The organism is Schaedlerella arabinosiphila, from assembly GCF_003885045.1.
Taxonomy (GTDB): Bacteria; Bacillota; Clostridia; order Lachnospirales; family Lachnospiraceae; genus Schaedlerella; species Schaedlerella arabinosiphila.
In genome coordinates, this window is sequence record NZ_RHJS01000002.1 from 4,076,824 (window position 1) to 4,103,014 (window position 26,191).

General features: G+C 48.5%; 34 protein-coding genes and 1 tRNA gene. 3 read left to right on the plus strand and 32 right to left on the minus strand.

Annotation, left to right across the window (positions count from 1 at the left end):
* Positions 1-55: 55 nt before the first annotated feature.
* Positions 56-1,399, minus strand: coding sequence for a hypothetical protein (locus EBB54_RS19320; protein WP_243127732.1), 1,344 nt, complete (start codon positions 1,397-1,399; stop codon positions 56-58).
* Positions 1,400-1,687: 288 nt separating this feature from the next.
* On the opposite strand from EBB54_RS19320, the gene EBB54_RS19325 reads away from it, so the two are divergent.
* Together EBB54_RS19325 and EBB54_RS19330 are read left to right on the plus strand one after the other, a co-directional pair.
* Positions 1,688-2,935, plus strand: coding sequence for a 6-phosphofructokinase (locus EBB54_RS19325; RefSeq protein WP_004074918.1), 1,248 nt, complete (start codon positions 1,688-1,690; stop codon positions 2,933-2,935).
* Positions 2,936-3,071: 136 nt separating this feature from the next.
* A tRNA-Arg gene (locus EBB54_RS19330) sits at positions 3,072-3,145 on the plus strand.
* A gap of 190 nt (positions 3,146-3,335) precedes the next feature.
* Here EBB54_RS19330 and trpS read toward each other — a convergent pair.
* From trpS to EBB54_RS19380, 10 genes are all read right to left on the minus strand, one after another.
* Entirely contained in the window at positions 3,336-4,424 is a 1,089-nt protein-coding gene (trpS, locus tag EBB54_RS19335) for a tryptophan--tRNA ligase (RefSeq protein WP_125128610.1), read from the minus strand.
* A 35-nt stretch (positions 4,425-4,459) separates the two neighbouring features.
* On the minus strand, positions 4,460-5,146 hold the full coding sequence (locus EBB54_RS19340; protein ID WP_004074914.1) for a phosphatase PAP2 family protein: 687 nt from the start codon (positions 5,144-5,146) through the stop codon (positions 4,460-4,462).
* Between the two features lie 176 nt (positions 5,147-5,322).
* Entirely contained in the window at positions 5,323-6,252 is a 930-nt protein-coding gene (locus tag EBB54_RS19345) for a diacylglycerol/lipid kinase family protein (RefSeq protein ID WP_125128611.1), read from the minus strand.
* Positions 6,253-6,292: 40 nt separating this feature from the next.
* Complete coding sequence (locus EBB54_RS19350; protein ID WP_004074910.1) at positions 6,293-6,895, minus strand: TetR/AcrR family transcriptional regulator; 603 nt, start codon at positions 6,893-6,895, stop codon at positions 6,293-6,295.
* Positions 6,896-7,089: 194 nt separating this feature from the next.
* Positions 7,090-8,844 carry an A/G-specific adenine glycosylase gene (mutY, locus tag EBB54_RS19355; protein ID WP_125128612.1) on the minus strand — a complete coding sequence of 585 codons (1,755 nt, stop codon included), beginning with the start codon at positions 8,842-8,844 and terminating at the stop codon, positions 7,090-7,092.
* Between the two features lie 179 nt (positions 8,845-9,023).
* Complete coding sequence (locus EBB54_RS19360; protein ID WP_004074906.1) at positions 9,024-9,770, minus strand: amino acid ABC transporter ATP-binding protein; 747 nt, start codon at positions 9,768-9,770, stop codon at positions 9,024-9,026.
* On the minus strand, positions 9,760-10,452 hold the full coding sequence (locus tag EBB54_RS19365) for an amino acid ABC transporter permease (protein WP_004074904.1): 693 nt from the start codon (positions 10,450-10,452) through the stop codon (positions 9,760-9,762). The genes EBB54_RS19360 and EBB54_RS19365 overlap by 11 nt, the downstream gene beginning before the upstream one ends.
* A gap of 25 nt (positions 10,453-10,477) precedes the next feature.
* Entirely contained in the window at positions 10,478-11,305 is an 828-nt protein-coding gene (locus EBB54_RS19370) for a transporter substrate-binding domain-containing protein (RefSeq protein WP_004074902.1), read from the minus strand.
* Positions 11,306-11,627: 322 nt separating this feature from the next.
* Positions 11,628-12,467, minus strand: a complete 840-nt coding sequence (locus EBB54_RS19375; RefSeq protein ID WP_125128613.1) for an undecaprenyl-diphosphate phosphatase — start codon at positions 12,465-12,467, stop codon at positions 11,628-11,630.
* Positions 12,468-12,477: 10 nt separating this feature from the next.
* Complete coding sequence (locus tag EBB54_RS19380; protein WP_193554371.1) at positions 12,478-13,317, minus strand: HAD family hydrolase; 840 nt, start codon at positions 13,315-13,317, stop codon at positions 12,478-12,480.
* A 147-nt stretch (positions 13,318-13,464) separates the two neighbouring features.
* On the opposite strand from EBB54_RS19380, the gene EBB54_RS19385 reads away from it, so the two are divergent.
* Complete coding sequence (locus EBB54_RS19385; protein WP_193554372.1) at positions 13,465-14,688, plus strand: cell wall hydrolase; 1,224 nt, start codon at positions 13,465-13,467, stop codon at positions 14,686-14,688.
* A 166-nt stretch (positions 14,689-14,854) separates the two neighbouring features.
* On the opposite strand, the gene EBB54_RS19390 is transcribed toward EBB54_RS19385, so the two are convergent.
* From EBB54_RS19390 to rpsQ, 21 genes are all read right to left on the minus strand, one after another.
* Entirely contained in the window at positions 14,855-15,391 is a 537-nt protein-coding gene (locus EBB54_RS19390; RefSeq protein WP_004074893.1) for a bL17 family ribosomal protein, read from the minus strand.
* Between the two features lie 140 nt (positions 15,392-15,531).
* Positions 15,532-16,491, minus strand: a complete 960-nt coding sequence (locus EBB54_RS19395; protein ID WP_125128615.1) for a DNA-directed RNA polymerase subunit alpha — start codon at positions 16,489-16,491, stop codon at positions 15,532-15,534.
* Between the two features lie 67 nt (positions 16,492-16,558).
* The gene (gene rpsD / locus EBB54_RS19400) at positions 16,559-17,152 is read right to left on the minus strand and encodes a 30S ribosomal protein S4 (RefSeq protein ID WP_004074889.1); all 594 of its coding nucleotides are present in this window, start codon (positions 17,150-17,152) and stop codon (positions 16,559-16,561) included.
* Between the two features lie 84 nt (positions 17,153-17,236).
* Entirely contained in the window at positions 17,237-17,632 is a 396-nt protein-coding gene (gene rpsK / locus EBB54_RS19405; protein WP_004074888.1) for a 30S ribosomal protein S11, read from the minus strand.
* A 166-nt stretch (positions 17,633-17,798) separates the two neighbouring features.
* On the minus strand, positions 17,799-18,167 hold the full coding sequence (gene rpsM / locus EBB54_RS19410; protein ID WP_004074887.1) for a 30S ribosomal protein S13: 369 nt from the start codon (positions 18,165-18,167) through the stop codon (positions 17,799-17,801).
* Between the two features lie 385 nt (positions 18,168-18,552).
* Entirely contained in the window at positions 18,553-18,666 is a 114-nt protein-coding gene (gene rpmJ / locus EBB54_RS19415) for a 50S ribosomal protein L36 (RefSeq protein WP_003497809.1), read from the minus strand.
* Between the two features lie 192 nt (positions 18,667-18,858).
* Complete coding sequence (gene infA / locus EBB54_RS19420) at positions 18,859-19,077, minus strand: translation initiation factor IF-1 (RefSeq protein WP_004074886.1); 219 nt, start codon at positions 19,075-19,077, stop codon at positions 18,859-18,861.
* Between the two features lie 32 nt (positions 19,078-19,109).
* Positions 19,110-19,370, minus strand: coding sequence for a KOW domain-containing RNA-binding protein (locus tag EBB54_RS19425; protein WP_125128616.1), 261 nt, complete (start codon positions 19,368-19,370; stop codon positions 19,110-19,112).
* A gap of 30 nt (positions 19,371-19,400) precedes the next feature.
* The gene (locus EBB54_RS19430) at positions 19,401-20,042 is read right to left on the minus strand and encodes an adenylate kinase (RefSeq protein WP_004074880.1); all 642 of its coding nucleotides are present in this window, start codon (positions 20,040-20,042) and stop codon (positions 19,401-19,403) included.
* A gap of 130 nt (positions 20,043-20,172) precedes the next feature.
* The gene (gene secY, locus EBB54_RS19435; protein ID WP_004074879.1) at positions 20,173-21,528 is read right to left on the minus strand and encodes a preprotein translocase subunit SecY; all 1,356 of its coding nucleotides are present in this window, start codon (positions 21,526-21,528) and stop codon (positions 20,173-20,175) included.
* Positions 21,528-21,968, minus strand: coding sequence for a 50S ribosomal protein L15 (rplO, locus tag EBB54_RS19440; RefSeq protein ID WP_004074878.1), 441 nt, complete (start codon positions 21,966-21,968; stop codon positions 21,528-21,530). Before rplO ends, secY begins: the two co-directional genes overlap by 1 nt.
* A 26-nt stretch (positions 21,969-21,994) precedes the next feature.
* On the minus strand, positions 21,995-22,177 hold the full coding sequence (rpmD, locus tag EBB54_RS19445) for a 50S ribosomal protein L30 (protein WP_004074877.1): 183 nt from the start codon (positions 22,175-22,177) through the stop codon (positions 21,995-21,997).
* Positions 22,178-22,244: 67 nt separating this feature from the next.
* Complete coding sequence (gene rpsE / locus EBB54_RS19450; protein WP_004074875.1) at positions 22,245-22,754, minus strand: 30S ribosomal protein S5; 510 nt, start codon at positions 22,752-22,754, stop codon at positions 22,245-22,247.
* Between the two features lie 15 nt (positions 22,755-22,769).
* Entirely contained in the window at positions 22,770-23,144 is a 375-nt protein-coding gene (gene rplR, locus EBB54_RS19455; protein ID WP_004074873.1) for a 50S ribosomal protein L18, read from the minus strand.
* 17 nt (positions 23,145-23,161) lie between these two features.
* Positions 23,162-23,704, minus strand: a complete 543-nt coding sequence (gene rplF, locus EBB54_RS19460) for a 50S ribosomal protein L6 (RefSeq protein ID WP_004074871.1) — start codon at positions 23,702-23,704, stop codon at positions 23,162-23,164.
* A 250-nt stretch (positions 23,705-23,954) separates the two neighbouring features.
* The gene (gene rpsH, locus EBB54_RS19465; RefSeq protein ID WP_004074869.1) at positions 23,955-24,356 is read right to left on the minus strand and encodes a 30S ribosomal protein S8; all 402 of its coding nucleotides are present in this window, start codon (positions 24,354-24,356) and stop codon (positions 23,955-23,957) included.
* Between the two features lie 50 nt (positions 24,357-24,406).
* The gene (locus EBB54_RS19470; RefSeq protein WP_004074866.1) at positions 24,407-24,592 is read right to left on the minus strand and encodes a type Z 30S ribosomal protein S14; all 186 of its coding nucleotides are present in this window, start codon (positions 24,590-24,592) and stop codon (positions 24,407-24,409) included.
* Positions 24,593-24,603: 11 nt separating this feature from the next.
* The gene (gene rplE / locus EBB54_RS19475) at positions 24,604-25,143 is read right to left on the minus strand and encodes a 50S ribosomal protein L5 (protein WP_004074865.1); all 540 of its coding nucleotides are present in this window, start codon (positions 25,141-25,143) and stop codon (positions 24,604-24,606) included.
* Between the two features lie 23 nt (positions 25,144-25,166).
* Positions 25,167-25,478 carry a 50S ribosomal protein L24 gene (rplX, locus tag EBB54_RS19480; protein WP_125128617.1) on the minus strand — a complete coding sequence of 104 codons (312 nt, stop codon included), beginning with the start codon at positions 25,476-25,478 and terminating at the stop codon, positions 25,167-25,169.
* Between the two features lie 11 nt (positions 25,479-25,489).
* Positions 25,490-25,858, minus strand: coding sequence for a 50S ribosomal protein L14 (gene rplN / locus EBB54_RS19485; RefSeq protein ID WP_004074863.1), 369 nt, complete (start codon positions 25,856-25,858; stop codon positions 25,490-25,492).
* Between the two features lie 39 nt (positions 25,859-25,897).
* Positions 25,898-26,155, minus strand: coding sequence for a 30S ribosomal protein S17 (gene rpsQ / locus EBB54_RS19490; protein WP_004074862.1), 258 nt, complete (start codon positions 26,153-26,155; stop codon positions 25,898-25,900).
* Between the last annotated feature and the right edge of the window lie 36 nt (positions 26,156-26,191).

Here is a 26,191-nt window from a genome sequence, read left to right on the forward strand (position 1 = left end):
CCGGATTCTGGTTTCCGCCTGCAGGGCAGGCACCGTTCCCGGCCAGAATCCGGCCTTACTCCGCGTCAGCCCTTGAATCCTGTTGTTCTTCCAGCTTGTGATAACTCTCCAGGCTCTTTAAGTCTGGATAGAAGCCCTCCAGCGTCTCCAGTTCCTTCCGGTATTCTTCCCCGGTCATATCCTCCATCTCCGCAAGGATCTCCAGCGCCTTTTCGGCCAGCGGCTGCGAATCCGGTATACGCGAGAGCGCTTCCTTTCCTGTGGCAAGCGCTGTCTCCTTATTCCTCTCCGTCTCCAGCGTGATCCGTCTCAGATACGCGGATTCCAGCAGTTCTTCCTGAATCTCTGTCCCGCACAGGATCTGATAGGCTTCCAGAGCCTGCTCCTTCATCTCCTCCCGGTCATATGCAGCGGCCAGATACCGGAACAGCTCCCTTTTCAGGTTTTCTCCCTGCTCAATGATCTCCCGGTTGTCCTCCGCCGTATTCTGGAGTACATATTCCTGGAGGGCGTCCACATGGTCTTCCAGTTCTTTCATTCCGTCCTGGGGATACGCTTTGCTCCCCTGTATTTTTGTTTCCCTCTCTGCTTCTTCCTCTGTTCCGTCCGGATTGTGTATCCCTCCTTCCGTCTCCGGATCTTCCTCAACAACCTGCTCCTGCATCTCCTGCAGTACTGCTCCCAGCCCCTCCGCCTGTTCCAGCAGCTTCCTTGCCTGCTCTTCTGATTCCCGTTTTCTGACAAAATATAAACATGATACTGCCAGGATGACTGCCGCGGCGGGGATGAGCAGCCATAAGATCGGTAACTTTTTTCCCTGCTTCCGGCCGCGGCTGCGTACCGCCGGAAGGTCTCTCTGAATCTGCTTTAAATCTTCATATTGTTTCTTAGAATTTTTACAAAGACATTTGTCAATGATCTTTTCCAACCGGTTTTCTTCCCGGCTTGTTAATGAAGGCTCAACGTGTACGTTAGCCAGTATGAATTGTATGGTCTTGGCATAACCATATAGATCCAGGGAAAGTTTCGTATTCTCCCTGATTTGAACGATTGGTTTTACAAAATGATCCCGCATGGCCCGCTTCTGCATATTCCGCAGGACAAATTCATTGCTTTCCGCCTCCAGGTCCAGCAGCAGAAGCCCTCCGTCCGCCGTCACCAGCACACTGTACGGATTCACATAACGGTAACCCTGGCTGCCAAAGCATCTGTGGAACTGTTCGATCTGATGGAGCAGTTCGCGCATCCATTCAAACAGAAGCGTCTTTTCTATCTCCCTGCTGTGTTTCAGCCTGTAGATCAGCAGTTCGCCCTGGACATAGTCCATTGCCGGCCGGCAGCGTCCTCCATGCTCTATAAATTTTAAAACGTCATAATGGTTTACAATTGGTGCATCCACTCCTTTCTACAATATTGACAGTCAATTTTCATGAAAATCCATTGAAAACTTAAACCAGAACTGATCTTGATAAAACAGATGATCAAATGATTTGGAATCAGAGTAATAGTATGATACTTTATTTTTCAGGAAATTGCAAGCACTTTTTATTTTTTCTTTACAAAACACAAAAAATACACTAAACTAGTAATTGTAGTTTTTTTGCAGAGCGGATGAGATTCCGCGTATCTGATCAGTGCTTGGCAGAAGCATGGTCAGTTTTATCAAATCATACGGAGGTACTATATCATGAAGGGAAATGTAATCGTCGGTCAGTCAGGCGGACCGACTGCCGCTATCAATTCGAGTCTCGCCGGTGTATACCGCACCGCTAAGGACCGCGGGGCCGGAAAGGTCTATGGAATGCTGCACGGAATCCAGGGATTGCTGCAGGAACGGTATATAGATTTATCTGAGTATATCACCACGGAGCTGGATGCAGAGCTTTTGAAGAGGACGCCTGCCGCTTTTCTCGGCTCCTGCCGTTATAAGCTGCCGGAAATCCACGAGGACAGAGACGTCTACGACAAGATTTTTGAGATCCTGGAAAAGCTCAATATCGAAGCATTTATCTATATCGGCGGCAATGACTCCATGGATACGATCAAGAAGTTATCTGACTATGCCATCATCACCGGATTCAAGACCCGTTTTATCGGCTGCCCGAAGACCATTGACAACGACCTGGCCCTGACAGACCACACGCCGGGATACGGAAGCGCGGCCAAGTACATCGGCACATCCGTGAAGGAGATCATCCGCGACAGCTTCTGTCTGGAATACTCCAAGGGTCTGGTTTCCATCATCGAAATCATGGGAAGAAATGCCGGCTGGCTGACCGGCGCCGCTGCCCTTGCAAAAGGGGAGGACTGCTCCGGACCGGATCTGATCTATCTTCCGGAGGTTGCCTTTGATATCCAGAAGTTCGGCGACAAGGTAAGACAGATCCTGACGAAAAAGTCATCCGCTGTCATCGCTGTTTCCGAAGGAATCCGTCTGGACGACGGACGTTATGTATGCGAGCTGGGACAGAGCATCGACTTTGTTGACGCCTTTGGCCACAAGCAGCTTTCCGGTACTGCCAATTATCTGGCAAGCTATATTGCCGGGGATATCGGCTGCAAGTCCCGTGCCATTGAGCTGAGCACCCTGCAGAGATCCGCTTCCCACTGCGCTTCCCGTGTGGACATCCTGGAAGCTTACCAGGTAGGCGGCGCTGCGGTAAAAGCTGCGGACGAGGGAGACAGCGGCAAGATGGTTGTCATCCAGCGTCTGTCTGACGACCCGTATCAGAGCGGAACAGAAGTAAAGGACGTTCATAAGATCGCCAACGACGAGAAGCTTGTTCCAAGAGCATGGATGAATGAAGACGCGGACTATGTGACAGATGAGTTTGTGAACTATGTACGTCCTCTGATCCAGGGCGATGTATCACCTGTCATGGTAGACGGTATTCCGAGACACCTGTTTCCGAATCCGATGACAGACGGAAAATAAATTCGCGATTGTGCACGGCGCTGTGTGAACAGCAACATATGCCATGTGCAAAAACTAAATTTATTTCATTTTGATCTTGACAAAGCCGCTCCTATACTATATACTAATATGTGTTGTGAGCGGCTTCATCAAGTATGTGCGATTAGCTCAGCTGGATAGAGCGTCTGGCTACGGACCAGAAGGTCGGGGGTTCGAATCCTCTATCGCACGTTTTAAAAAACCACGGATTATGATTCTGTGGTTTTTTTATTCTGCAGAAATTTTCCCCGATATACCAACCGATGAACATACTTTAGATTATGATATTGCAAAACGGAAAACCCGCGCCCCCGCAGATTTTCCGTTTTTTATATGCAGCGCGGCAATCGCGCCGTACTGTTCTGGAACAGCATACTGTATTTTATTGATTCCGAAACCGTTCTGTCTGGCTGCTGATCAGCTCCGCGTCGTCAAAGTAATTGATCTTCATCGCAGCCTTCACATCCTGCAATGTCTCCGCAGCCCTTTTCTCCGCCTTCTCGCTGCCTTTTCTGAGGATCTCATATACATACGGAATATCCTTCTGATATTCCTTTCTCCGCTTTCTGATGGGCTCTAATTCCGCCTGCAGAACCGCGTTGAGGAAACGCTTTACCTTCATATCGCCCAGGCCGCCCCGCTTATAATGCGCTTTGAGCTCTTCCAGGTCTGTATAATCCGGCAGAAATTCCGGAAAATATTCCGGCCTGCAGAACGCGTCCAGATAGGTGAATACCGTATTGCCCTCCAGCTTGCCCGGGTCCTCGATACGGATATGGGTGGGGTCTGTAAACATGCTGAACACCTTCTGCTTAATCTCTTCAGGTTCCTCGGAAAGATAAATGCAGTTGTTCAGCGACTTGCTCATCTTTGCCTTGCCGTCGGTTCCCGGAAGGCGCATACAAGCCTGGTTGTCCGGCAGCAAAATCTCCGGCTCCACCAGGGTATCCCCGTACACGGAATTGAACTTCCGCACGATCTCCTTCGTCTGTTCCAGCATGGGAAGCTGATCCTCCCCTACCGGCACCGTGGTAGCCTTAAACGCAGTGATATCCGCCGCCTGGCTGATCGGATACGTGAAAAAACCGACCGGGATGCTTGCTTCGAAATTACGCATCTGGATCTCGGACTTCACGGTAGGATTCCTCTGCAGCCTGGATACAGTCACCAGGTTCATATAGTAAAAAGACAGCTCGCACAGCTCAGGCACCTGCGACTGGATGAACAGCGTGGACTTTTCCGGGTCCAGACCGCATGCCAGATAGTCCAGCGCCACTTCGATGATGTTCTGGCGCACCTTTTCCGGATTGTCCGCATTGTCCGTCAATGCCTGGGCATCCGCGATCATAATAAATATATCGTCAAACCCTCCGGACTCCTGCAGCTCCACCCTTCTTCTCAAAGAGCCGACATAATGTCCTACGTGCAGCTTACCGGTAGGTCTGTCTCCTGTCAACATTGTCTTTTCCATCGTTCCTTTTTCCTCCCTGTAAAGATGTATCCTGTTTATTTATTCTGCAGCATCGCCGCCCTTGCCGGCCTTCTCTGAGAATACCTGCGTACCTCCGGCGCATAGAAGAACTGATACAGCATGTAAGCCATGACTATGGCAGCCGCCACGTCGATCACGGAATGCTGCTTAAGAAACATCGTTGCCAGTATGATCAGCACGGCAAGTATATACGTTGCGGCGCAGACCGGCTTATTGCTCTGCAGCTTCCTGCTCCGGCTGACCGCAATACACGCTGCCAGCGAATTATATACGTGGATGCTGGGCATCACGTTGGTGGGCGTATCCGCCCGGTATAAAAGCTTCACCATATCCACGAACACGTTGTCCCGTTCAAAAGAATAGGGCCTGATGTTCAGCCCGTTGGGAACCAGCGTGGATATAATGAGAAAAATGGTCATCCCTGTAAACATCAGCTTTGCAAGCCTGTAAAATCCTTCTTTATCTGTAAAAAAGAAATACAGCATCACCGCCGCGATAAATACGAACCACAATAAATACGGCACGATGAAATATTCGATAAACGGAATCTTATCGTCAATCGCCGCATGAATCACGTGATAATTCCTGGTCACATGCTTCTCCAGATATAAAAACCAGGGTATATAGATCAGAAAATAGCTGAATACCCATCCGTGCTTATATTTTTTCAGCAGTTCTGCCGTCCTCTCCCTCCATGTCATATGAAACGCTCCCTCTTATATTGATGATCCCCCTGTACCTTTTTCTCAAGAGTATTTTTTTCATTCTCCCGATTATAGCACGATTCCACCATAACAACAAGGAAGTTTACAAAACATTCATATAATTTCTTCAAAATCATATTGTAATTTTTCCCAGGCCGGACGCCCCGTTGTTTTTACTCCTGCGGCGGCGCAATCACCCGGATTTGTTCCGGCTCCAGGCTGGCCCGGATCGTATCTCCCCAGGCGATGGGTTCCCCGTCCGTATGAATGGGAAGCCTTTTTCCCGTCTTTACTTCGATCTCCCGGCAGCGGAAAATCGAGATCCCCCGAAAGCGCACATGCTTTCCAAAAAACGCTGTGGGCAGCAGAAGAAGGATCTTCCATTTCGGAAGTTCTGATACGACGATCACATCCAGCAGCCTGTCGTCGATCCGCGCCTTCGGGCAGAAAAAGAATCCGCCTCCCTCATAAGGATGATTCATAGCCGCGATAAAATATGTATGCTCAAACCTGCGGATATACTCTCCCTCTATCCGAAGCTCCGCCTCCTCCGGGCGTTCCGAGAGAATCCATTTCAGCGCCGTCACCAGGTAGGTCAGCTTGCCAAGCCCCAGTTTGTTCAAAACCGTTTTTATAGAAGAACCCTCGGCTTTGTGGCATACCGCGGCATCGAAACCGATCCCCGCGCTGACGGCAAAACGCCAGGCACTTTCTCCGCAGTCAAGCCTCCCCACGTCCATAGGAACCGGCCTGCCGCTGTCCAAAATCGTATCCAGCGCCCCGCGTGTGTCCGAAGGCAGATGAAGGGCCCGTGTAAAATCATTGCCGGAACCGGTCGGTATGTACCCAAGGGTCACCTTGGAACAGTCCCGGATGCCGTTCACCACTTCATCTACCGTTCCGTCGCCGCCTACCACGACCAGCGTGTGCTCCCGGCCGTCAGCGGTAATCCCGGCCGTGATCTCGGCCGCGTGGCGGACATGCCGGGTATAAAAAACCTGATACTCAATCCTTCTCTTCTTCAGTTCCGGTTCGACCAGCTTCCAGACCACGCCTCCCCGCCCGGAGCGCGATTTTGGATTTACAATGAAGATATATTCCATGGGACACCTCCTGCCAGTATCCTGATCCTTTGTAAACGTCCTAAAAAATTGTACTGTCCAGATATTTTCCGAGAGAACGGCGCATATTTCCCTCAAAATCCGTCTCTCCATTGCGCAGGCACCATTCAAATACGTTGCCGATGACGATCATGCGGATATCCGTGGTAAATGCTTCGATCTCCACGCCCAGGCGGATGATCCCGGCCAGAGCCGCTTTTTCCACATATGCCTGCACGGTCACAATGGGGTAAGGCCGTTCCGTCCTGATGGCGGCATTCAGCGCCTGATTCTTTGGATTGTAATATCCTGACATAAATTCTACGCCCAGCTCCCTGCAGTAAGCCACATAGTTCAGATACACCCTGACAATCGCGATCTTCGCCTCGTCCGCATTGCGGGGCAGTTCTAAAAGCGCAGGATTGATGCTCGGCTGTTCTTCAATATAATAAGAAAGCAGATCATCCTTTGTCTTAAAATGATGATAAAAGCTGCCGTTGGAAACCCCGGCCTCCTCGCAGATATTCTTGATGGAAAGCTCGTCGTAGCCCTTCTTCTTCAAAATCTGCTTCGCCGCACGGAAAATGCGTTCCCTGGTTTCCTTTGATTTCTGCTGCTGCTTGGATAACTCCACCGTTTCCTTCACGTCTGTTACCCCTCCCCTTCCAATTCCGTCCCGGCCGCCGCCGTAAAAAACGGGTGTCTGCTTTATCTTAGTCCTGCCGGATCTCCGGCATTTTATCTGCTCCTCAACGATGTCCATTATAGCATAAACCCGGAAGGCTGTCGATACAAATACTTACGGTCTCCTGCCGGAAGGCTGTCTGTAACAGGCCGGATTCATCGCTGTGAGTCCCCGGCTATTGCGTGAGCAGTAACCATATAGGCTTCAAATGCGGAAGGGATCGAGTACACCGTCTCCAGTTCGTCCCTTTTGGCAAAGATCATTTCCTCCCCACAGTTCTTTTCCAGCGCGTCCACCAGCAGTTCATATCCGACCATGTGCCATTCCACATGACTGAAAATGTGCTTCGCAGCTTCCAGCTTCCGCACATGAACCGGCGTCAGCCCGATGGATTTTCCATAGTCGGCGGCTTCCTTTCGGGTCAGATGCCCTTCCACATTGGGCAGCTCATAGAGACCGGCCAGCAGCCCCTTTGGGGGACGTTTCCGAATCGCCACGCCCTCCGAATCCCGAAAAATCAGCACCGTCCTTTTTTCAATTCTTCTGGCCTTTGCCTTTGTTTTCACAGGAAGGGCGGTCTGTATTCCCTTCTCCCTGGCAAGGCAGAGCTCTGCAGCCGGGCAGATCCCGCACTTCGGCTCTCCTCCCGGCACGCACACCAAGGCTCCCAGTTCAATCAATCCCTGGTTAAAATCCGAAGCTTCCTGCTCCGGGATCACCTCCTCCACCGCCCGCTCCATCCAGGAGCGCACACTGGCTTTCATGATGTCCTCCTCGCTGGCCAGAATCCGGGACAGCACCCGCAGCACGTTGCCGTCCACCGCCGGCTTCGGAATCCCGTATGCAAAGGAACTGACCGCGCCCGCCGTATAATTGCCGATTCCGGCAAGGGACCGGATTGTATCATATGTATGAGGAAATTCGCCCCCGTATTCCTCCATCACCTGTCTGGCCGCTTTCTGCATGTTCCGCACCCGGTTGTAGTATCCCAGCCCTTCCCAAAGCTTCATAAGCCGGTCCTCCGGCACCTCCGCCAGTTCCCTGACTGTGGGGAGGGCTTCCAGAAACCGTTCATAATAACGCTTTACGGCCTCCACCCGGGTCTGCTGGAGCATGATCTCGGACACCCAGATCCGGTATGCGTCGGTGGTATTCCGCCAGGGCAGATCCCTCCGGTTCTCCCGATACCATGCGGCAATGGGTCCTGAGAGTTCTTTCAGGCGTGGGCTTTCCAGCACCACAGGGACGGGATCAGCGATCTGGATCTCGTCTCCGCTTACCCGGCAGTCATAAGCCAGCAGTCTGACCCCGGCCGCCTTGGCGGACTTCAAAGCCTGGCAAAAGGCAGGATGGGTATCCATATTGGGCGTAAAATAGCGTACCCCCTTCATCTGGATCACGAAAAATACATATGCCTCATATCCCTCCCTGACCGCCTTTTCCAGCTCCTGCAGATGCTTCACCGCACGGTCGCTGGGCGCATCTGGGAATCGGACCACACCGTTTTCTTCCAGTGTGACCCCTTTTACTTCTATAAAGGCCCGGCTGTTTCCGGTCTCCACATAGAGGTCAAAGCGGGAATTGCCGTACGTGGTCTCCGGCCTGACCAGGCGGATATCGGGCTTTAGATTTCCGGCCTCCACCCATTCTTTTACCACCTGGTTGGGCACCTGGGAATCCATATTGATCATCCGGCTGCCTTTTTCCACGCCGATCAGATCCCACTTCGTTTTCCGCGCGGGCTTTTCGCTCTCCTGCACATAGATAGGCGCCCCGGGCCTTAAAAGCTCCGCACACCTGCCTGTATTTTTCACATGGATGACTTCCTTTTTTCCCGCCAGTTCCGCATATGCGATGAACCGGTTGGGGCGTTCCAGAAAGACTCCTTTTGAAATGCGTTCGTATTTCATAGCCATATTCCTTCTATAATTCTGTCGCTGGTTTTTGCTGTTCTTCGAATAATAACCATGATTGTACTACCTTTTTCAACTTATTTCAATAACCATGGAATGAAAAAAATCTTACCGGCCTTCCATGTTCTGGAAACCGGTAAGATTCTGTTTCTGTCCAGTTCTATAATTTTTCTCTTTCACAAGATCTTTGACAGAAATTCCTTCAGCCTTGGATCTCTGGGATTGCCGAAAAATTCATCCGGCGTCCCCTGCTCTTTCACCTGCCCCTGATCCATGAAAAGCACTCTGGTGGCAACCTCTTTTGCAAATCCCATCTCATGGGTAACCACCACCATGGTCATTCCGTCGTGGGCAAGCTGCTTCATCAGCTCCAGCACCTCCCCGACCATCTCCGGGTCCAGCGCGGAGGTCGGTTCGTCGAATAACATCACATCCGGATTCATCGCCAGGGAACGGACAATCGCGATCCTCTGCTTCTGGCCGCCTGACAGTTGGGACGGATAGGACCCCGCCTTCTCCTCCAGGCCCACCTTTCTCAGAAGCTGCATCCCTTCCTTTTCCGCCTCTTCCCTGCTTTTTTTCAAAAGCTTGATGGGAGCCAGTGTAATATTTTCCAGGATGGTCTTGTGCGGGAACAGGTTGAAGTGCTGAAATACCATCCCCATCTTCTGACGGTGCCTGTCAATGTCGGTCTGTTTTCCTGTGATGTCCACCCCTTCAAAATAAATATGCCCGGAGGTGGGAACCTCCAGCAGGTTCAGCGACCGCAGAAATGTTGATTTTCCGGAGCCGGACGGCCCCACGATGACCACCACTTCCCCTTTCTGGATCTCCTCTGAAACGCCGTTTAATGCATGCAGGCTGTCATCGAAAACTTTATGGATCTCTTCTACTTTGATTAATGTTTCCCCATTAATGATCACTGTTTCTCAGCCTCCTCTCCAGCATATTCACCAGTCTTGTGAAGATCATGACCATCACCAGATAGATCAGCGCTACGGCCAGAAGGGGCATGAACGCGTCATATGTACGGCTTCGGATGATATCTCCGCCCTTGGTCAGATCCTGGAGTGCAATGTATCCGGATACTGACGTCTCTTTCAGCAGCACAATAAATTCATTTCCCAACGCCGGAAGGACATTTTTGAATGCCTGCGGCATGATGATGTAGCGCATGGTCTGGGAGTAATTGAAGCCAAGGCTCCGGCCTGCCTCAAACTGCCCGTTGTCGATGGACATGATGCCTGACCGGAAGATCTCCGCCACATAGGCCCCGGAGTTGATGCCGAATGCCATGATCGCGACCAGGATCTTGCTGATATCGACTGTTCCGAAAATCACAAAATAGATGATCAGAAGCTGCACCACTACCGGGGTGCCGCGGATCACCGTAAGATAGACGCTGCAGACAAAGTTGAGTACCTTCATCTTCCCGGTCTTGTCGTAGGTGGATCTTACAACCGCAATCAGAAATCCGATCACGATCCCCAGGATAACCGCAAACAAGGTCACCCGAAGCGTCACGGTCAGTCCTTCCCAGATATAGTTCCAACGGTCGTCTTTTATAAAATTATCGTAAAACCTCTCCTGAAATGTCTGCAGCATACTCTCTTCCTCTTTGAATCAATGATTATTCTGCCGAGATGTATTTTCCAATGATCTCATCCAGCTTTCCGGAATCCTTCAGGTTCGCCAGTGCGGTGTTCACCTTTTCCAGAAGCTCGTCGTTGTCCTTTGCGATTGCGATCGCATACTCTTCCTCAGTCAGCGGTTCATCCAGGATCTTCAGCCCTTCGTTCTCTGCCGCAAAGACTTTGGCCGGCTCGCCGTCGATCACTACCGCGTCGATCTTATCCTGCTGCAGCGCCTGAACGGCTTCCATTCCTTTGTTGTAGCGCTCTACTTCAGCGTCCTCAATGTCCTCCGCATAGATGTCTCCTGTGGTTCCGAGCTGCACGCCGATCTTCTTTCCTGTCAGGTCATCCACGCCTGCAATGTCGCTGCCCTCTTTTACAATGATCATCTGTGCAGCTTCCGCGTAGGTATCGGAGAAATTGACGTTTTTGAGACGATCCGGATCTACAGTCATGCCTGCAAGCCCCATATCTGCCTTTCCGCCGGAAACTGCGGTAATGATCGACTCAAAGGCCATATCTTCAATCTTCAGCTCCATACCGAGCTCGTCCGCGATTGCCGCCGCGATATCTGCGTCGATTCCCACGATCTCATCGCCTTCGTGGTATTCATAGGGCGGGAACTCCGCGTTTGTCGCCATAACCAGAGTTCCGCCGCTGCCGGAGTCTTCCCCGGATGCTTCGTCTGCATCGTCCGCGCCGGCTGCTTCATCCGACTCTGCAGTATTTCCGCTGTCTCCTGCAGAATTACCGCCGGAACCGCATGCCGCCATAGAAAATACACATGCTGCCGCTAATAAAATGCATAAAAACTTTTTCTTCATAATCTCTCCTCCATACTTTTTCATTCTATCATTGTCTTTCAATATGCATAATCATACACACATTTTTATATTTTATCAGGTTTTTGCAAAAATACAAGACTTATGCTCTAATTTTATTCAAAAACCATGAATCCTGGGGCATAAAAAATACCGGCCAGCCATTGATCCGCTGTCCGGTGTTTTTTTACACGGGCCGTATTGATACCGCAGGCAGTCCGGGAGTTCCGACGCAGGCCGCGTTGATACCGCAGGCAGTCCGGATTCCCGGCGCAGGACGCGTTGATAACGCAGGCAGTCCCGGATTTCCGGCGCAGGCCCCGTTTTATGCCGCAAGCAGTCCGGCAATTCCGAAATAAGCCAGTACGATCACGCCCAGCGCGATCCGGTAATATCCGAATACTTTAAAGTCATGGTTCTTGATGTACTGCATCAAAAACTTGATGGCGAATACCGACACTCCGAATGATATGCCGCAGCCCAGCAGGAGCAGAAAGACTTCGCTGCCCATGATGCCTCCGCCTTCTTTGAAAAATTTTAAGATCTTCAAAAAGCTGGCTCCGAACATAACCGGGATTCCCAGGAAAAAGGTGAACTCTGCCGCAACGCCCCTGGCAGTCCCGATCAGCAGCGCGCCGATGATCGTCGCCCCGGAGCGTGACGTTCCCGGGATCAGCGCCAGCACCTGAAAGGCGCCGATAATCAGCACCATGGGGATCGTCAGCTTGGAAAGCTTTGTCACCGCCGGCTGCTTGTTCTTATGGCTTTCTTCGACTACGATAAACAGGATTCCGTAGATGATGAGGGTTGCCGCCACCACATACGCGTTCATGAATTTGGCTTCGATCATATCGTCGAACAGAAGCCCGATCACTGCTGCCGGCACCGCTGCAATAGCCACCTTCACCCAAAGCTGGATGGTCAGCATTTTCTGCTTTTGTGTCTTTTTCGGTGAAAATGGGTTCAGCTTATGAAAATAGATCACCACCACGGCCAGGATCGCCCCGAGCTGGATGACCACATTGAACATCTCTATAAAGGCCTCGCTTTGTTCCAGCTTGATAAACTCCTCCACCAGGATCAGATGCCCTGTGCTGCTGATGGGAAGCCACTCTGTAATCCCTTCCACAATCCCCAGAATAATGACTTTTAATGCTTCTAACATTGTTCTCCTCCTAATCCATACTTTGGCAAAACGCGTATTTTATGATGGCTTTTGCTGCCCCTTCTTCATCGTTGGTTTCGGCTACGTAATCCGCGGCCGCCTTGACCTTTTCCTCTGCATTTCCCATGGCCACGCCGATACCGGAACGCTCCAGCATCTGGATATCGTTGTCCCCGTCCCCACAGGCCATGATCTCTTCCGGACGAATCCCCAGCAGCTCTCCAAGCTCCATCAGGCCGGTTCCTTTATCCACGCCCACCGCGTTGATCTCAATATTATATCCAAGGGAGGACACCAGCACGAGCTCTTCATACTGCTCCAGTTCCTTCCATGCCTGCCCGAGCTCCCCCATATCCGCAAACAGCGCCTGAACCTTATCCATATCCTGATTCTCCCTGTCGATTAGTTCGGGAAGGCTGGGAACGGCCTTCCGTGAACTGCGGACGTACTCCCACATGTGAGGGTTATGATGATACCGCGAGATCTGGTCCAGCTTTTTTGCTTCCGCATATCCCTGTCCTTCAAAGTATACCTCTTGTAATGTATCATATTTCCGTAAAATTTCCAATGCCTTTTTTGCACTTTTCAGAGGAAGCAGATGTTCGATCAGAACCTTGCCTGTCTGCGTATCCAGGATTCGCGCCCCGTTGGAGGTCAGGGCGTAGCGCATTCCCGGAAGGTTCCTCAGTTCTTCCGGTATGCCTGTATAGGGGCGCCCCGTAGCCATAAGCACCAGGATTCCCCGTTCAATCGCTTCTGTCAATACCTGCCTGGTAAACGGCAGCAGCCTTTTATCCGATGTCAGCAGCGTCCCGTCCAGATCCAGACCTATCATTTTTATCTTATGCATGATCCTTTTAGTTCCTTCCTTTTATTTCCTTATTTTATGTTACGAAGTTTTTACAAAAATATTTTAACAAAAATTGATTTATTATGCAAATTATAGTATACTATCATAGGCAAATCTTTTACTGAAAGTTTGAAAGGAAATTTTTTTATGAAACCTCATATACAACAAAGGATAAAGACACTGCGGATGTCTTCCCGGATGAAGTTCCCGCGCAAAGCATGTGCGGGTCTTAAGGGATGCGCGCTGGGTGTGCTGGTCTGCTCTCTGGTCATGACATGCTCCCCTCTTCTAGTACACGCGGACGACATCTCAGATCTGGAAAACAAGGCCAGTTCACTGAACAGCCAGTTAAGCGGCATCAATCAGGAAATGGTAAAGATCAGCGATGAGATCACTTCCGCGAAGAATCAGATCGAAATCATCAATGGCGAAATCCTCCGTACCCAGGATTCGCTTGCGGATGCCCAGGCAGACGAGGCCGAACGCTACCAGGCAATGAAATCGCGTATTAAGTATATGTATGAAGTGGGCAACGAATCACTGCTGGAAATGCTTTTTTCAGCGGAGAGCATGACTGATTTTCTGAACAAGGCGGAATTTATTGAAAACATCAGCAGCTATGATCGTGATATGCTCGACAGGCTGCATACGATACGCGAGGAAATCGCGGAACGGGAGCAGGTCCTTCTGGATCAGCAGGCATCCCTGATCAGCCTGCAGGATCGGCTGGAACAGCGGCGTGTGGAATTGAACGCGACAGCCAAGGCGACTTCCACAGACCTTGCCACATTCAACATGCAGCTCGCCGCGCTCCGCCAGGAAGAAGCCCGCAGAGCGGAGGAGGCAAGAAAGGCCGAGGAAGCGAAGAAGAATGAACAGAAGCCGGGTACCGTGCCCACCGTACCGGCTGTGTCGGAGGAAGTAAAGCCCGGAGAAGATAAAAAACCTGAAGAAGAAAAGAAACCGGATGAGGGCACATTGGAAGATACAGTTGTAAACGGCGGTTCAGCCAATGTTTCAGCGGGAGAACTGGATATCTTCGCCGCCATACTGGAATGTGAGGCCATGCAGGAGCACGACTCGCTTCTGGCCGTGGCTACCGTGATCATGAACCGTATGAGCAGCTCCCTTTTCCCGAATACGATCAAAGATATCGTCTATGCGGAGGGACAGTTTGAACCGGTCTGGACAGGCCGTCTGGATACGGTCCTCAGCAGAGGGCCAAGCGACCTTTCCTATCAGGTGGCGCAGGAGGCGCTGAACGGCGCAAGGCTTCCGTCTGTTGCGGATTGTTACTACTTTTTATATGCAGGCGCGACCAATCGGCCGGGCGTCAATGTGGGAAACAATTTATTTTTCCAGTCCTGGTAATATTTTATGGTTGTACATACCTCGGCCAGGGTATGTACAGCACAACAATATTTCAAGCAAAAAACCTGCCGGTAAGGGCAGGTTTTTCAATGCTGTTATATGCAGAAAAAGCTGCCGCCGGCAGCTTTTTCTATATGGTAAAATCTCATTCGATTCTGTAAACGGATTATACTAACTCAAGAAGTACTTCTAAAGCCGCATCTCCTTTACGCTGTCCGATCTTTACGATTCTAGTGTATCCGCCGTTGCGGTTTTCGTACTTCGGAGCAATCTCGGTAAACAGCTTGTCTACTAAATCTACCTTCTTCGTGTTCTTCTTCTTTCCTGCTGCTGCAGCCGGAACTTCCGTTACCGGATAGAGAACCTTAAGCATCTCTCTTCTTGCATGGAGTCTGCTCGGCAGATCTTTTTTGATCTTCTTTTCCACTTCATCGTATACGGTTACTTTCTTTCCGTCAACGACTTCTTTTACTCTCTTGCCGTCTTTGTCCTTGCGTGCAACCTTTGCCTTTACGGTTACTTCTTCGTAGTTGTCTTTTTCCTTGACAGCCTTAGCGATCAGGCCCTCCGCAACCTTGCGGATCTCCTTTGCCTTTGCTTCAGTCGTCACAATCTTGCCGTTGTTCAGCAGTGCAGTTACCTGGTTTCTGATTAAGGCTTTTCTCTGGCTGGATGTTCTGCCGAGTTTTCTATATTTTGCCATTGTTCTATCCTCCATTAATTCGCTTACCGGGCGGCTTTACGCCCCGTAAGTCTGACATTTGGTTATGCATTCTTCGGGCTTATTAATCAAATGCTCCGGCCATGCGCATCGGGCTTACTGGCCGGATATTTGGATCTTTTTTATTCCTCACCTGAATTTAATTCCAGGTTCAGTTCTTTCAGCTTTGCAAGGACTTCTTCCAGAGACTTGCGTCCCAGGTTCCTTACTTTCATCATGTCTTCCGGCGTCTTGTTCGTAAGTTCCTCCACCGTATTGATATCTGCCCTCTTCAGGCAGTTGTATGAACGGACGGATAATTCCAGTTCATCAATACTCATTTCCAGAACTTTCTCTTTTTCATCATCTTCTTTTTCAATCATGACCTCAGCAGCCTGTGCAACTTCTGACAGGTCGATGAATAATTTCAGATGTTCGCTGAGTACCTTTGCGGCAAGGCTGACCGCCTCGTCCGGAAGCAGTGTACCTCTTGTCCATACGTCCAGTGTGAGCTTGTCGTAATCGGTTATCTGTCCGACACGTGTATTCTCTACTGACATGTTTACACGGTCTACAGGCGTATAGATAGAATCTATCAGGATGACGCCGATTGGTATATCTTCTCCCTTGTTCTTATCTGCGCTGATATAACCTCTTCCCTTTGTGATTGTAAGCTCCATGTACAACTTGCTGTCCTTGCCGCCGCTTAATGTAGCGATGACCTGATCCGGATTCATAATCTCAATATCGGCATCCGCCTGGATATCGGCACCTGTTACAACGCCTTCTCCCTCGAATTCGATATATGCAGTCTTCACTTCGTCTGATTCCGATGTATTCTTGATTGCCAGACATTTCAGATTCATGATAATCTCGGTCACATCTTCTTTTACGCCCGGAATGGAACTAAATTCGTGCAGTACTCCGTCAATCTTCACGGAGCTGATCGCCGCCCCGGGAAGAGAAGAAAGCATGATCCGTCTCAGGGAATTACCCAATGTGATCCCGTAACCCCGCTCCAACGGCTCTACAACGAATCTCCCATACTTCTTATCTTCTGAAATTTCTGTAATTTCGATATTCGGTTTATTAAAATCAAACACTACACAACCCTCCTTATGGGTTAAAAAATATTGAGGGGTACTTTTTAATCATGCCATATCCGAATGATTATTTAGAATACAGCTCGACAATCAACATCTCGTCGACAGGAACATCTATTGCGTCTCTCTTCGGAAGTTCTTTGACTTCACCTTTCAAATTCTCAGCATCCACTTCCAGCCAGTTTGGAATCAGGTTGCCGCCGGTTACTTCCAGGATATCTTTGTATCTCTGGCTGCCTTTGTTCTTTTCCTTGATCTCGATCACATCACCGGCTTTGATCAGGTAAGAGGGAACCTTCACCTGCTTGCCGTTTACCAGTACATGTCTGTGGCCGACGATCTGTCTTGCTTCTCTTCTGGTTCTCGCAAAGCCCATACGGAACATAACGTTATCCAGTCTGGACTCCAGAAGGATCATCAGGTTCTCACCTGTCATACCTTCCTGCTGTTTTGCTTTTTCGAAATAATTTCTGAACGGCTTCTCTAATACGCCGTAGATGAATTTTGCTTTCTGCTTCTCACGTAACTGGAGACCGTACTCGCTCATCTTTCTGTTGGATCTCTTCAACTGTCTTTTTGACTTTTTATTAATTCCCAAATAGATTGGGTCCATACCTAATGAACGGCATCTTTTGAGAACCGGAACTCTGTTAACTGCCATTTTTTTCATTCCTCCTATAATAATGCGGTAATCCCTGACTCGATACATGACCGGACAGCATGGGCTGTCCCCCTGGTATAACTATTATACTCTTCTGCGCTTCGGCGGACGGCATCCGTTATGTGGTACCGGAGTAACGTCCTTGATACTGATCACGTCGATTCCGCAAGCCTGCAATGCACGGATTGCTGCTTCTCTTCCTGAACCTGGTCCCTTTACGAAAACATCAACTGTCTTCAGGCCGTGGATCAATGCTGCCTTAGCTGCAGTCTCAGCCGCCATCTGTGCTGCATATGGAGTAGATTTCCTTGAACCTCTAAATCCCAGACCGCCCGCACTTGCCCATGAAAGAGCATTGCCCTGTGCATCCGTCAATGTTACGATTGTATTATTAAAAGATGACTGGATGTGAGCCTGTCCTCGTTCAACGTTTTTCTTGACACGTTTTTTTGTCACTTTTTTGGTAACTTTCTTCGCCATTTAAACTAACCTACTTTCTCATTATTAATCACTTGTTTATGGGATGTTCGCACTGTTCTGTAAAGCGCCCCACCACTTCTTTACGGGATGTTCGACTCGCTTTGCTCATCGAACAAAGTTCGCACTAAGTTCATGCTGCGCTTAACAGCTTGCATTCACTAAGTGCTCACTTTTTCTTGTTTGCAACAGTTCTCTTAGGTCCTTTGCATGTTCTTGCGTTTGTCTTGGTCTTCTGTCCGCGTACCGGGAGTCCTTTTCTGTGGCGGATTCCGCGGTAGCATCCGATCTCTTTCAGTCTCTTGATGTTCAGCTGGATCTCTCTTCTGAGGTCACCTTCCACCATCTGAGTTGCGTCAATGACTTCACTGATCTTCTTTACTTCCTCACTTGTCAGATCTCTGACGCGTGTATCAGGATTCACACCTGCTTCTGCTAAAATACGGTTTGAGCTTGTTCTTCCAATTCCATAAATATAAGTCAAACCGATCTCTACACGTTTGTCTCTTGGTAAGTCTACACCTGCAATACGAGCCATGTGTCTTTCCTCCATCTTAAATAAATTATAATATTGTCCCAAACTGGGGTACATCGGGTATCTGTCGGAAGACAATTATTCTTCCCGATCTACCCAGGCATACTTATGATGCCCTTTCCCGGATGCGCCTGAAGCTACGCAGTCTTTTCCCGGGTATTATAAGCAATATACATTTACGCAGGATGACTGCGTAACGGCCACCGGTCTCGTCGGTACCTGATTCACGAGCCAGATGCATCCTTACTGTATATTAAACAGTTCCACACACCGCCTGGCGTGTCATACTGTCAGCCGCCTAATTTTTAACAAACATCTCCAAAACCGGAACAATGTCCATGCGCATAAGCTTCTCTGCCTGGTGCTGCGCACTTCCATCTCCACTGTCCTAGCCTTGTCTCTGTTTGTGCTTCGGATTCTCGCAGATTACCCTGATACTGCCTTTTCTCTTGATAATCTTGCACTTTTCACAGATCGGTTTTACTGATGATCTAACCTTCATGTCAAATCCTCCTTCTATCCTTTGCTGAAAACCTTGGGGCTACCGCCGTTTTTTGGGCACACCAAACCAAAGACGGCTATTTCATAGTATAACATCAAGCCTCCTGCAAAGTCAACACCTTTTTAGGATCTGTCATGAAATAACTTTATATTTTGGCCAGGTCAAAATTAAAGATTATTTCATGACAGATCCTTATTTATCTCTCCAGACAATTCTTCCTTTGCTGAGGTCATACGGAGACATCTCCAACGTCACTTTATCCCCGGGTAAGATCTTGATAAAGTTCATACGTAATTTTCCGCTGATATGCGCAAGTACGATATGACCATTTTCCAGTTCTACCTTGAACATTGCGTTGGGCAGCTTTTCTACTACGACTCCTTCGATTTCGATCACGTCAGCCTTTGACATACTTAATCCTCCTGTGCTTTTATTTGCACCTTCTATTCTCTTTCCTCTGCATCCAGATGACTTACATAGCCTTTTATCACGCGCCGGACTTCTTCATTGTCCGTTACAAGACCGCAGCGCGCCTTACTGATCGGCTGCACATGTTTACAGTTTTTTTTCTTTGCCCGGCAGACGGGTCTCTTCTTCCCGTCTGCCAGATATACATATTCATCATTGACAGAAATTATGACGTATATACAATCTTTATCTCTTCCAGCTTTTGATTTTGCAAGCATTCCCGGCTCTACCTGCATAAAACGCCTCCATTATTTTATGTAGTGCTTTCAGCCAAGAATCTTTACGATCTCAGCAAACACGTCGTTGATATCTATTGTTCCGTCTACTTCTCTGAGAATCCCTGCGCCTGTATAGTAATCAATCAGCGGCTGTGTCTGATCATGGTAAACGCCGAGACGCTTCTTCACGGTCTCCGGCTTATCATCATCTCTCAGGATGAGGCCGCCGCCGCATTTGTCGCAGATGCCTTCCTTCTCTGTGGGCGCATATACCATGTGGTAGGTTGCTCCGCAGTCCACACATGCGCGGCGTCCGGACATACGGTTTACAATATTGTCATCCGGCACTTCTACGTTGATCGCATAGTCCATTTTCTGATCCAGGGCTGCAAGGGCTTTGTCCAGCGCCTCTGCCTGGGGGATTGTTCTCGGGAAACCGTCCAGTACGTATCCGCCTGCGCAGTCTTCCTGATTCACCCGGTCTACTACCAGGTCTACCACCAGCTCGTCCGGTACAAGCAGTCCCTGATCCATATAGGTCTTGGCTTTCTTTCCAAGCTCCGTCCCGTTTTTGATATTTGCTCTGAAAATGTCTCCTGTAGAGATGTGAGGAATCGAATATTTTTCAGCAATCTTCTTTGCCTGTGTTCCTTTGCCCGCTCCGGGAGCGCCTAACATAATGATCTTCATATCTTTTACCTCCATTTTCATCAGCCGGGGCAGTCCTCAAGGCTGCGGCGCGCCGGCTGATTTATCCATATAGCACTTTAACCCGCTGTGATTATTCCGGCATGAATAACCACAACGAGCTAAATTTCTGTCAATACCCAAGGAATCCCCCGCCTTTTGCAGCGCTTCCTTTGCTGTTCAGGAATCCGGTATAATTGCGTACCAGCATCTGTGATTCAATCTGCTTGATGGTCTCAAGCACAACTCCTACGATGATGATGAGCGAGGTTCCTCCGAAAGAAACGTTTGCCCCGAACACACCGTTAAAGAAGAACGGAATCACCTGTACGATCACCAGTCCGCAGGCTCCGATAAAGATGATATAGTTGAGAATCTTCGTCATATAATCTACCGTCGGCCTGCCGGGACGGATACCTGGAACAAATCCGCCGTTTTTCTTCATATTGTTTGCGATCTCTAACGGATTGAATGTAATCGAAGTGTAGAAATATGCAAAGAATATGGTAAGGGCGATATAAAACAGCAATCCTATGGAGTATACTATATTCTCAGGGTCACACCAGTTGTTTGAATTTAATCCTCTCAGTATATGGCCTCCGATGCCTCCGCTGTTCCCTTTGCCCATTGCTGTGGCAACAAGGGACGGGATCTGCATAAGAGATGAGGAAAAGATAACCGGGATAACGCCTGCGGTATTTACCTTAAGTGGAATGTGCGTGGATTGTCCGCCGTATGTCTTTCTTCCCTTTACTTTCTGGGAATACTGCACCATGATCCTGCGCTCGCCGCCCTGAAGTACAATAACGAATACAACGACTATCAGCAGGACAACCAGAATGATCACCGCAGCCAGCAGTCCTTTCGCAGGGGTCTTGCCCTGGATGAACTGTGTATACAGTTTGAAGAAATCATCCGGTATACGGGAAACAATATTGATCAGCAGGACAATGGAAATCCCATTTCCAACGCCTTTTTCCGTGATACGCTCGCCGATCCACATCAGAAATGCGGAACCTGCGGTCAGCGTGCATACTACGATTGCGGCATTGACAAAGTTGAACTCTGTCAGAAGCCCCTGACGGCCGAAGCCGACAGCCATTGCAGTGGACTCAAACAGTGCAAGTCCTACTGTAACATAACGTGTGATCGCCGCAATCTTTTTTCTTCCGTCGGCACCTTCCTTCTGCATCTCTTCCAGTTTTGGAATCGCGATGGTCAGAAGCTGCATAATGATAGAAGATGTGATATATGGTGTAATGCTTAATGCAAATACAGACATCTGGGTAAAGGAACCGCCGGTAAATGCATCAAAAAAATTGAATGCATCCCCGGTCTGGTTCGCAAAAAAGTTCTGGATATAAGCCGGATTTACTCCCGGTGTCGGCAGTTGAGATCCGAGCCTTACAACGACCAGCATCATGAACGTGTAAAGTATCCTTTTACGGACATCTTCTACCCGAAATGCTTTTCGTACTGTTTCTAGCATTAGATCACCTCTGCTTTTCCGCCAAGAGCCTCGATTTTTTCAGCCGCTTTCGCGCTGAATGCATTTACCTGTACAGTGAGCTTCTTAGTCAATTCTCCGTCTCCAAGGATTTTTACTCCGTCCCTTGGATTCTTTACGATGCCTTTTTCCATTAATGTTTCAACAGAAACAACAGCACCGTCTTCAAATACTTCAAGCGCACTCATGTTAATGCCGACGATCTTCTTGGAGTTTCTGCAGGTAAAGCCTCTTTTGGGTATTCTTCTGTATAAAGGCATCTGTCCGCCTTCAAATCCCGGCCTCGGCGCTCCTGAACGTGCCTTCTGGCCTTTGTGTCCCTTACCGGCTGTCTTACCATTCCCGGAACCATGTCCCCGGCCTCTTCTGAAGTTATTGCTGTGCTTAGAACCATCTGCCGGTCTCAAGTTTGATAAGTCCATGCTGCTACCTCCTTATCTTTTTTTATTTATGCTTCTTCTTCAACCTTCACTAAATGTCTAACCTGCTGTACCATACCTCTGGTAGCTGCATTGTCCGGCAGCACAACCGTCTTGTTGAGTTTTCTTAATCCCAGAGCTTCAACGGTCTTTCTATGCTTCGGCACAGCACCGATGGTAGACTTTACTAACGTAATTTTTAAATTTGCCATTTTTACCTACCTCCTACGCGATAAAACAGCTCCATCTGCTTATGCGACAGAGCATAGCTCTATCTTCTTAGCCTACGATTTCTTCGATTGATTTGCCGCGGAGCCTTGCAACTTCCTCAGGAGTCTTGATCCCCTTCAGACCTTCGATTGTGGCAAGCACTACATTCTGCTTGTTGTTAGAGCCTAATGATTTTGTACGGATATTCTTGATTCCTGCCATCTCGATTACCGCACGCGCCGGACCTCCGGCGATCACTCCGGTACCGTCCGGAGCCTTCTTCAGTAATACGGAAGCGCTTCCGAATTTTCCGATGGTATCGTGTGTTACACTGTCGTTCTCGTCCAGGGAAACCTCGATGAGTTTCTTAGCCGCATCCTCTTTTCCTTTGCGGATCGCTTCCGGAATTTCGGTAGCCTTTCCTAAACCTGCACCAACATGGCCTTTTCCATCGCCGACAACTACTAAAGCTGTGAATCTCATGTTACGACCACCTTTTACGACCTTGGTAACACGTTTGATTGATACCACTTTTTCTTCTAACTCTAACTGACCAGCATCAATACGTTCCTGTCTCATATGTGTTCTCCCTTCCTAGAAATTCAGCCCAGCTTCTCTTGCTGCGTCTGCCAATGCTTTGATCTTTCCCTGATAGATAAAGCCGCCTCTGTCAAAGACAACGTCGGTAATTCCTTTTTCCTTTGCCTTCTCAGCAATGACTTTTCCAAGGTATGCTGCAGCCGCAACATTATTTGTCTTTTCTAATTCTGCTTTCACGTCTTTCTGAAGAGTGGACGCTGCTACCAGTGTTTTGCTGCTGCCATCGGTATCGTCAATAATCTGTGCATACATATGATTATTGCTTCTAAACACAGCCAGACGCGGCCTCTCAGCGGTACCGCTGAAACGGTTACGTAATTTCATGTGCTTTTTTCTGCGAACTTCACTTCTTGATTTTTTACTAACCATTTTCACACCCTCCTTATTTATTTTTTACCAGTCTTACCAACCTTGCGGCGGATCACTTCATCAGCGTACTTGATTCCCTTGCCCTTGTACGGCTCCGGTCTTCTCTTGTCTCTGATCTCTGCTGCATACTGGCCAACTTTTTCTTTGTCGATCCCTTTTACCGTGATCTTGTTCTGGCCTTCCAGAACTGTCTCGATTCCTTCCGGATCAACCATCTCAACAGGATGTGAATATCCAAGGCTGAGGGTCAGCTTGTTGCCGGACTTCGCTGCTCTGTAACCAACACCGTTTACTTCCAGAACCTTTTCATAACCCTGGCTGACACCGATTACCATGTTGTTGATCAGTGTACGTGTCAGGCCGTGAAGGGATTTCATCCTCTTTAAGTCGTTTGGCCTGGTGACAACAATTTCTTCGCCTTCCTGCTTGATTTCCATTTCAACCGGGAGTTCTCTTACGAGAGTTCCCTTCGGACCTTTTACGGTCACTACATTATGCTCAGCAATCTCTACAGTTACACCTGCAGGGACTGCGATCGGCAGTCTTCCTATACGTGACATACCTTTGTCCTCCTAACTTAAATTTTCGGAGCAGAGGCTTGAGTCTGCTCTGTTTTCAGTTTATCTGTTCTAAGGATGTTCTTTTCGCTAAGCTCTGTCGAAGATATTCCTCTCTTCGTTCGGAATATCTGCTTTCATACTAGGCTCGATAATACCTCGCCAAGTATTCAATGCATCGCTAAGCTCAAAGAACGACCTTCACACTAAGTTCATCTTTCGCTTACGCTCCAGATTCACTAAGTGTTCAGTGTCACCACACAAAGCAAAGAACTTCTCCGCCTACGCCGAGCTTTCTTGCTTCTTTGTCGGTAACAACACCTTTATTTGTAGATACGATTGCAATTCCGAGTCCGCCCAGTACCTTCGGCATCTCTTCGCTGTTTGCGTATACGCGGAGACCTGGCTTGGAAATTCTCTTAAGGCCGGAAATTACTTTTTCGTTCTTATCCGCACCATATTTTAATGTGATGTGGATCGTCTTAAATGTTCCGTCTTCTACGATGTCATATTTTTTGATGTAGCCTTCATTTAAAAGAATATCTGCAATCGCGGTTTTCATCTTTGATGCGGGTACATCTACTGTATCATGTTTAGCAGTATTTGCATTACGGATTCTTGTAAGCATATCTGCGATTGGATCACTCATAGTCATGTCGAAGCATCCTCCTTCTATATCAATTTATCTGTTATGGCACCGGCAGATTACCAACTAGCCTTCTTCACTCCCGGTATCTCACCTTTATATGCCAATTCACGGAAGCAGATACGGCAGATTCCATATTTTCTTAAATATGCATGCGGACGGCCGCAGATACGGCAGCGGCTGTATTCTCTGGTAGAGAATTTTGGTTTGCGCTGCTGTTTGATTTTCATTGATGTCTTAGCCATGATTTCCCTCCTTACTTTTTGAATGGCATATTGAACTGTGCCAGCAATTCACGTGCTTCTTCATCCGTCTTGGCGGTTGTGACAAAGATCACATCCATACCTCTGACCTTGTCGATCTTATCGTATTCGATCTCCGGGAAGATCAACTGCTCTTTAATTCCGAGTGCATAGTTTCCTCTTCCGTCGAACGCATTCGGATTTACGCCTCTGAAGTCACGTACACGAGGGAGCGCAAGGTTGATCAGGCGGTCAACAAATTCGTACATTCTCTCGCCTCTCAACGTCACCTTGCATCCGATTGCCATACCTTCTCTGATTTTGAAGTTGGCTACGGAATTTTTTGCCTTTGTGATCACTGCCTTCTGACCTGAGATTTTTTCAAGATCAGCCATCGCAGATTCCAGTAATTTCGCGTTTTCCTTTGCTTCACCTACGCCCATGTTGATTACAACTTTATCAAGCTTCGGCACTTCCATTACATTTTTATATCCAAATTTTTTTGTCATTGCATCAACAATCTCATTCTGATATTGTTCTCTCAATCTACTCAAAGTCCTGGACCTCCTTTCCTGGATTAATCAATCACTTCACCTGTTGACTTCGCAACACGTACTTTTTTGTCCCCGTCCATCTTGAAACCGATTCTTGTAGCTTTTCCCTTGTGGATATACATTACGTTGGAAATGTCAATCGGTCCCTCCTGGTGTACGATACCGCCATTCTGATTTGCCATGGTGGGTTTTGTGTGCTTTGTCAGCATGTTGACGCCTTCAACCAGGACTTTTCCGTCTTTTTTATTTACAGCAAGTACTTTGCCTTCTTTGTCTTTATCTGCTCCGGCAATGACTCTTACCATATCGTCTTTTTTAATCTTCATAGTTGACATATCGGCACCTCCTACAGTACTTCCGGAGCCAGGGAAACGATCTTCATGAAATGCTTCTCTCTCAGCTCTCTGGCTACAGGTCCAAAAATACGTGTTCCACGCGGATTCAAATCATCTCTTATGATTACAGCAGCATTTTCATCGAATCTGATATAGGAACCGTCTTTACGGCGGGCACCCTTTACAGTACGAACAACTACAGCCTTCACTACGTCGCCTTTTTTAACAACGCCGCCTGGCGTTGCATCTTTAACAGTCGCAACGATCACATCTCCGATGCTGGCATATCTTCTGGTAGAACCGCCAAGTACACGGATGCAAAGTAATTCCTTAGCGCCTGTATTATCTGCTACTCTAAGTCTACTTTCCTGTTGTATCATGCAGGTAAACCTCCTTCAATTCTCTTAAGGCATAAAAAATTATTTTGCCTTTTCCATGATCTCCACAAGTCTCCATCTCTTGTCCTTGGACAGAGGTCTTGTCTCCATTACTTTAACGGTATCGCCGATACGGCACTCATTATTCTCGTCATGCGCTTTTAACTTGTAGGTTTTCTTTACAATCTTCTTATAAAGCGGATGCTTAACGTGGTTTTCAACGGCAACAACGATTGTCTTGTCCATCTTGTCGCTGACAACCTTGCCGGTACGGGTTTTTCTCAAATTTCTCTCTTCCACGGTGATACTCCTTTCAAATTTTATAAGGATGTTCTT

Excerpts from the sequence above, each read along its gene's own strand:
- EBB54_RS19325 (WP_004074918.1), top strand. The coding sequence starts at position 1,688 with ATGAAGGGAAATGTAATCGTCGGTCAGTCAGGCGGACCGACTGCCGCT.
- trpS (WP_125128610.1), bottom strand. The coding sequence starts at position 4,424 with ATGGAAAAGACAATGTTGACAGGAGACAGACCTACCGGTAAGCTGCAC.
- EBB54_RS19340 (WP_004074914.1), bottom strand. The coding sequence starts at position 5,146 with ATGACATGGAGGGAGAGGACGGCAGAACTGCTGAAAAAATATAAGCAC.
- EBB54_RS19345 (WP_125128611.1), bottom strand. The coding sequence starts at position 6,252 with ATGGAATATATCTTCATTGTAAATCCAAAATCGCGCTCCGGGCGGGGA.
- mutY (WP_125128612.1), bottom strand. The coding sequence starts at position 8,844 with ATGAAATACGAACGCATTTCAAAAGGAGTCTTTCTGGAACGCCCCAAC.
- EBB54_RS19365 (WP_004074904.1), bottom strand. The coding sequence starts at position 10,452 with ATGCTGCAGACATTTCAGGAGAGGTTTTACGATAATTTTATAAAAGAC.
- EBB54_RS19370 (WP_004074902.1), bottom strand. The coding sequence starts at position 11,305 with ATGAAGAAAAAGTTTTTATGCATTTTATTAGCGGCAGCATGTGTATTT.
- EBB54_RS19375 (WP_125128613.1), bottom strand. The coding sequence starts at position 12,467 with ATGTTAGAAGCATTAAAAGTCATTATTCTGGGGATTGTGGAAGGGATT.
- EBB54_RS19380 (WP_193554371.1), bottom strand. The coding sequence starts at position 13,317 with ATGCATAAGATAAAAATGATAGGTCTGGATCTGGACGGGACGCTGCTG.
- EBB54_RS19385 (WP_193554372.1), top strand. The coding sequence starts at position 13,465 with ATGAAACCTCATATACAACAAAGGATAAAGACACTGCGGATGTCTTCC.
- EBB54_RS19390 (WP_004074893.1), bottom strand. The coding sequence starts at position 15,391 with ATGGCAAAATATAGAAAACTCGGCAGAACATCCAGCCAGAGAAAAGCC.
- rpsD (WP_004074889.1), bottom strand. The coding sequence starts at position 17,152 with ATGGCAGTTAACAGAGTTCCGGTTCTCAAAAGATGCCGTTCATTAGGT.
- rpsK (WP_004074888.1), bottom strand. The coding sequence starts at position 17,632 with ATGGCGAAGAAAGTTACCAAAAAAGTGACAAAAAAACGTGTCAAGAAA.
- rpsM (WP_004074887.1), bottom strand. The coding sequence starts at position 18,167 with ATGGCTCGTATTGCAGGTGTAGACTTACCAAGAGACAAACGTGTAGAG.
- rpmJ (WP_003497809.1), bottom strand. The coding sequence starts at position 18,666 with ATGAAGGTTAGATCATCAGTAAAACCGATCTGTGAAAAGTGCAAGATT.
- infA (WP_004074886.1), bottom strand. The coding sequence starts at position 19,077 with ATGTCAAAGGCTGACGTGATCGAAATCGAAGGAGTCGTAGTAGAAAAG.
- EBB54_RS19425 (WP_125128616.1), bottom strand. The coding sequence starts at position 19,370 with ATGCAGGTAGAGCCGGGAATGCTTGCAAAATCAAAAGCTGGAAGAGAT.
- EBB54_RS19430 (WP_004074880.1), bottom strand. The coding sequence starts at position 20,042 with ATGAAGATCATTATGTTAGGCGCTCCCGGAGCGGGCAAAGGAACACAG.
- secY (WP_004074879.1), bottom strand. The coding sequence starts at position 21,528 with ATGCTAGAAACAGTACGAAAAGCATTTCGGGTAGAAGATGTCCGTAAA.
- rplO (WP_004074878.1), bottom strand. The coding sequence starts at position 21,968 with ATGGACTTATCAAACTTGAGACCGGCAGATGGTTCTAAGCACAGCAAT.
- rpmD (WP_004074877.1), bottom strand. The coding sequence starts at position 22,177 with ATGGCAAATTTAAAAATTACGTTAGTAAAGTCTACCATCGGTGCTGTG.
- rpsE (WP_004074875.1), bottom strand. The coding sequence starts at position 22,754 with ATGAGACAGGAACGTATTGATGCTGGTCAGTTAGAGTTAGAAGAAAAA.
- rplR (WP_004074873.1), bottom strand. The coding sequence starts at position 23,144 with ATGGTTAGTAAAAAATCAAGAAGTGAAGTTCGCAGAAAAAAGCACATG.
- rplF (WP_004074871.1), bottom strand. The coding sequence starts at position 23,704 with ATGTCACGTATAGGAAGACTGCCGATCGCAGTCCCTGCAGGTGTAACT.
- rpsH (WP_004074869.1), bottom strand. The coding sequence starts at position 24,356 with ATGACTATGAGTGATCCAATCGCAGATATGCTTACAAGAATCCGTAAT.
- EBB54_RS19470 (WP_004074866.1), bottom strand. The coding sequence starts at position 24,592 with ATGGCTAAGACATCAATGAAAATCAAACAGCAGCGCAAACCAAAATTC.
- rplX (WP_125128617.1), bottom strand. The coding sequence starts at position 25,478 with ATGTCAACTATGAAGATTAAAAAAGACGATATGGTAAGAGTCATTGCC.
- rplN (WP_004074863.1), bottom strand. The coding sequence starts at position 25,858 with ATGATACAACAGGAAAGTAGACTTAGAGTAGCAGATAATACAGGCGCT.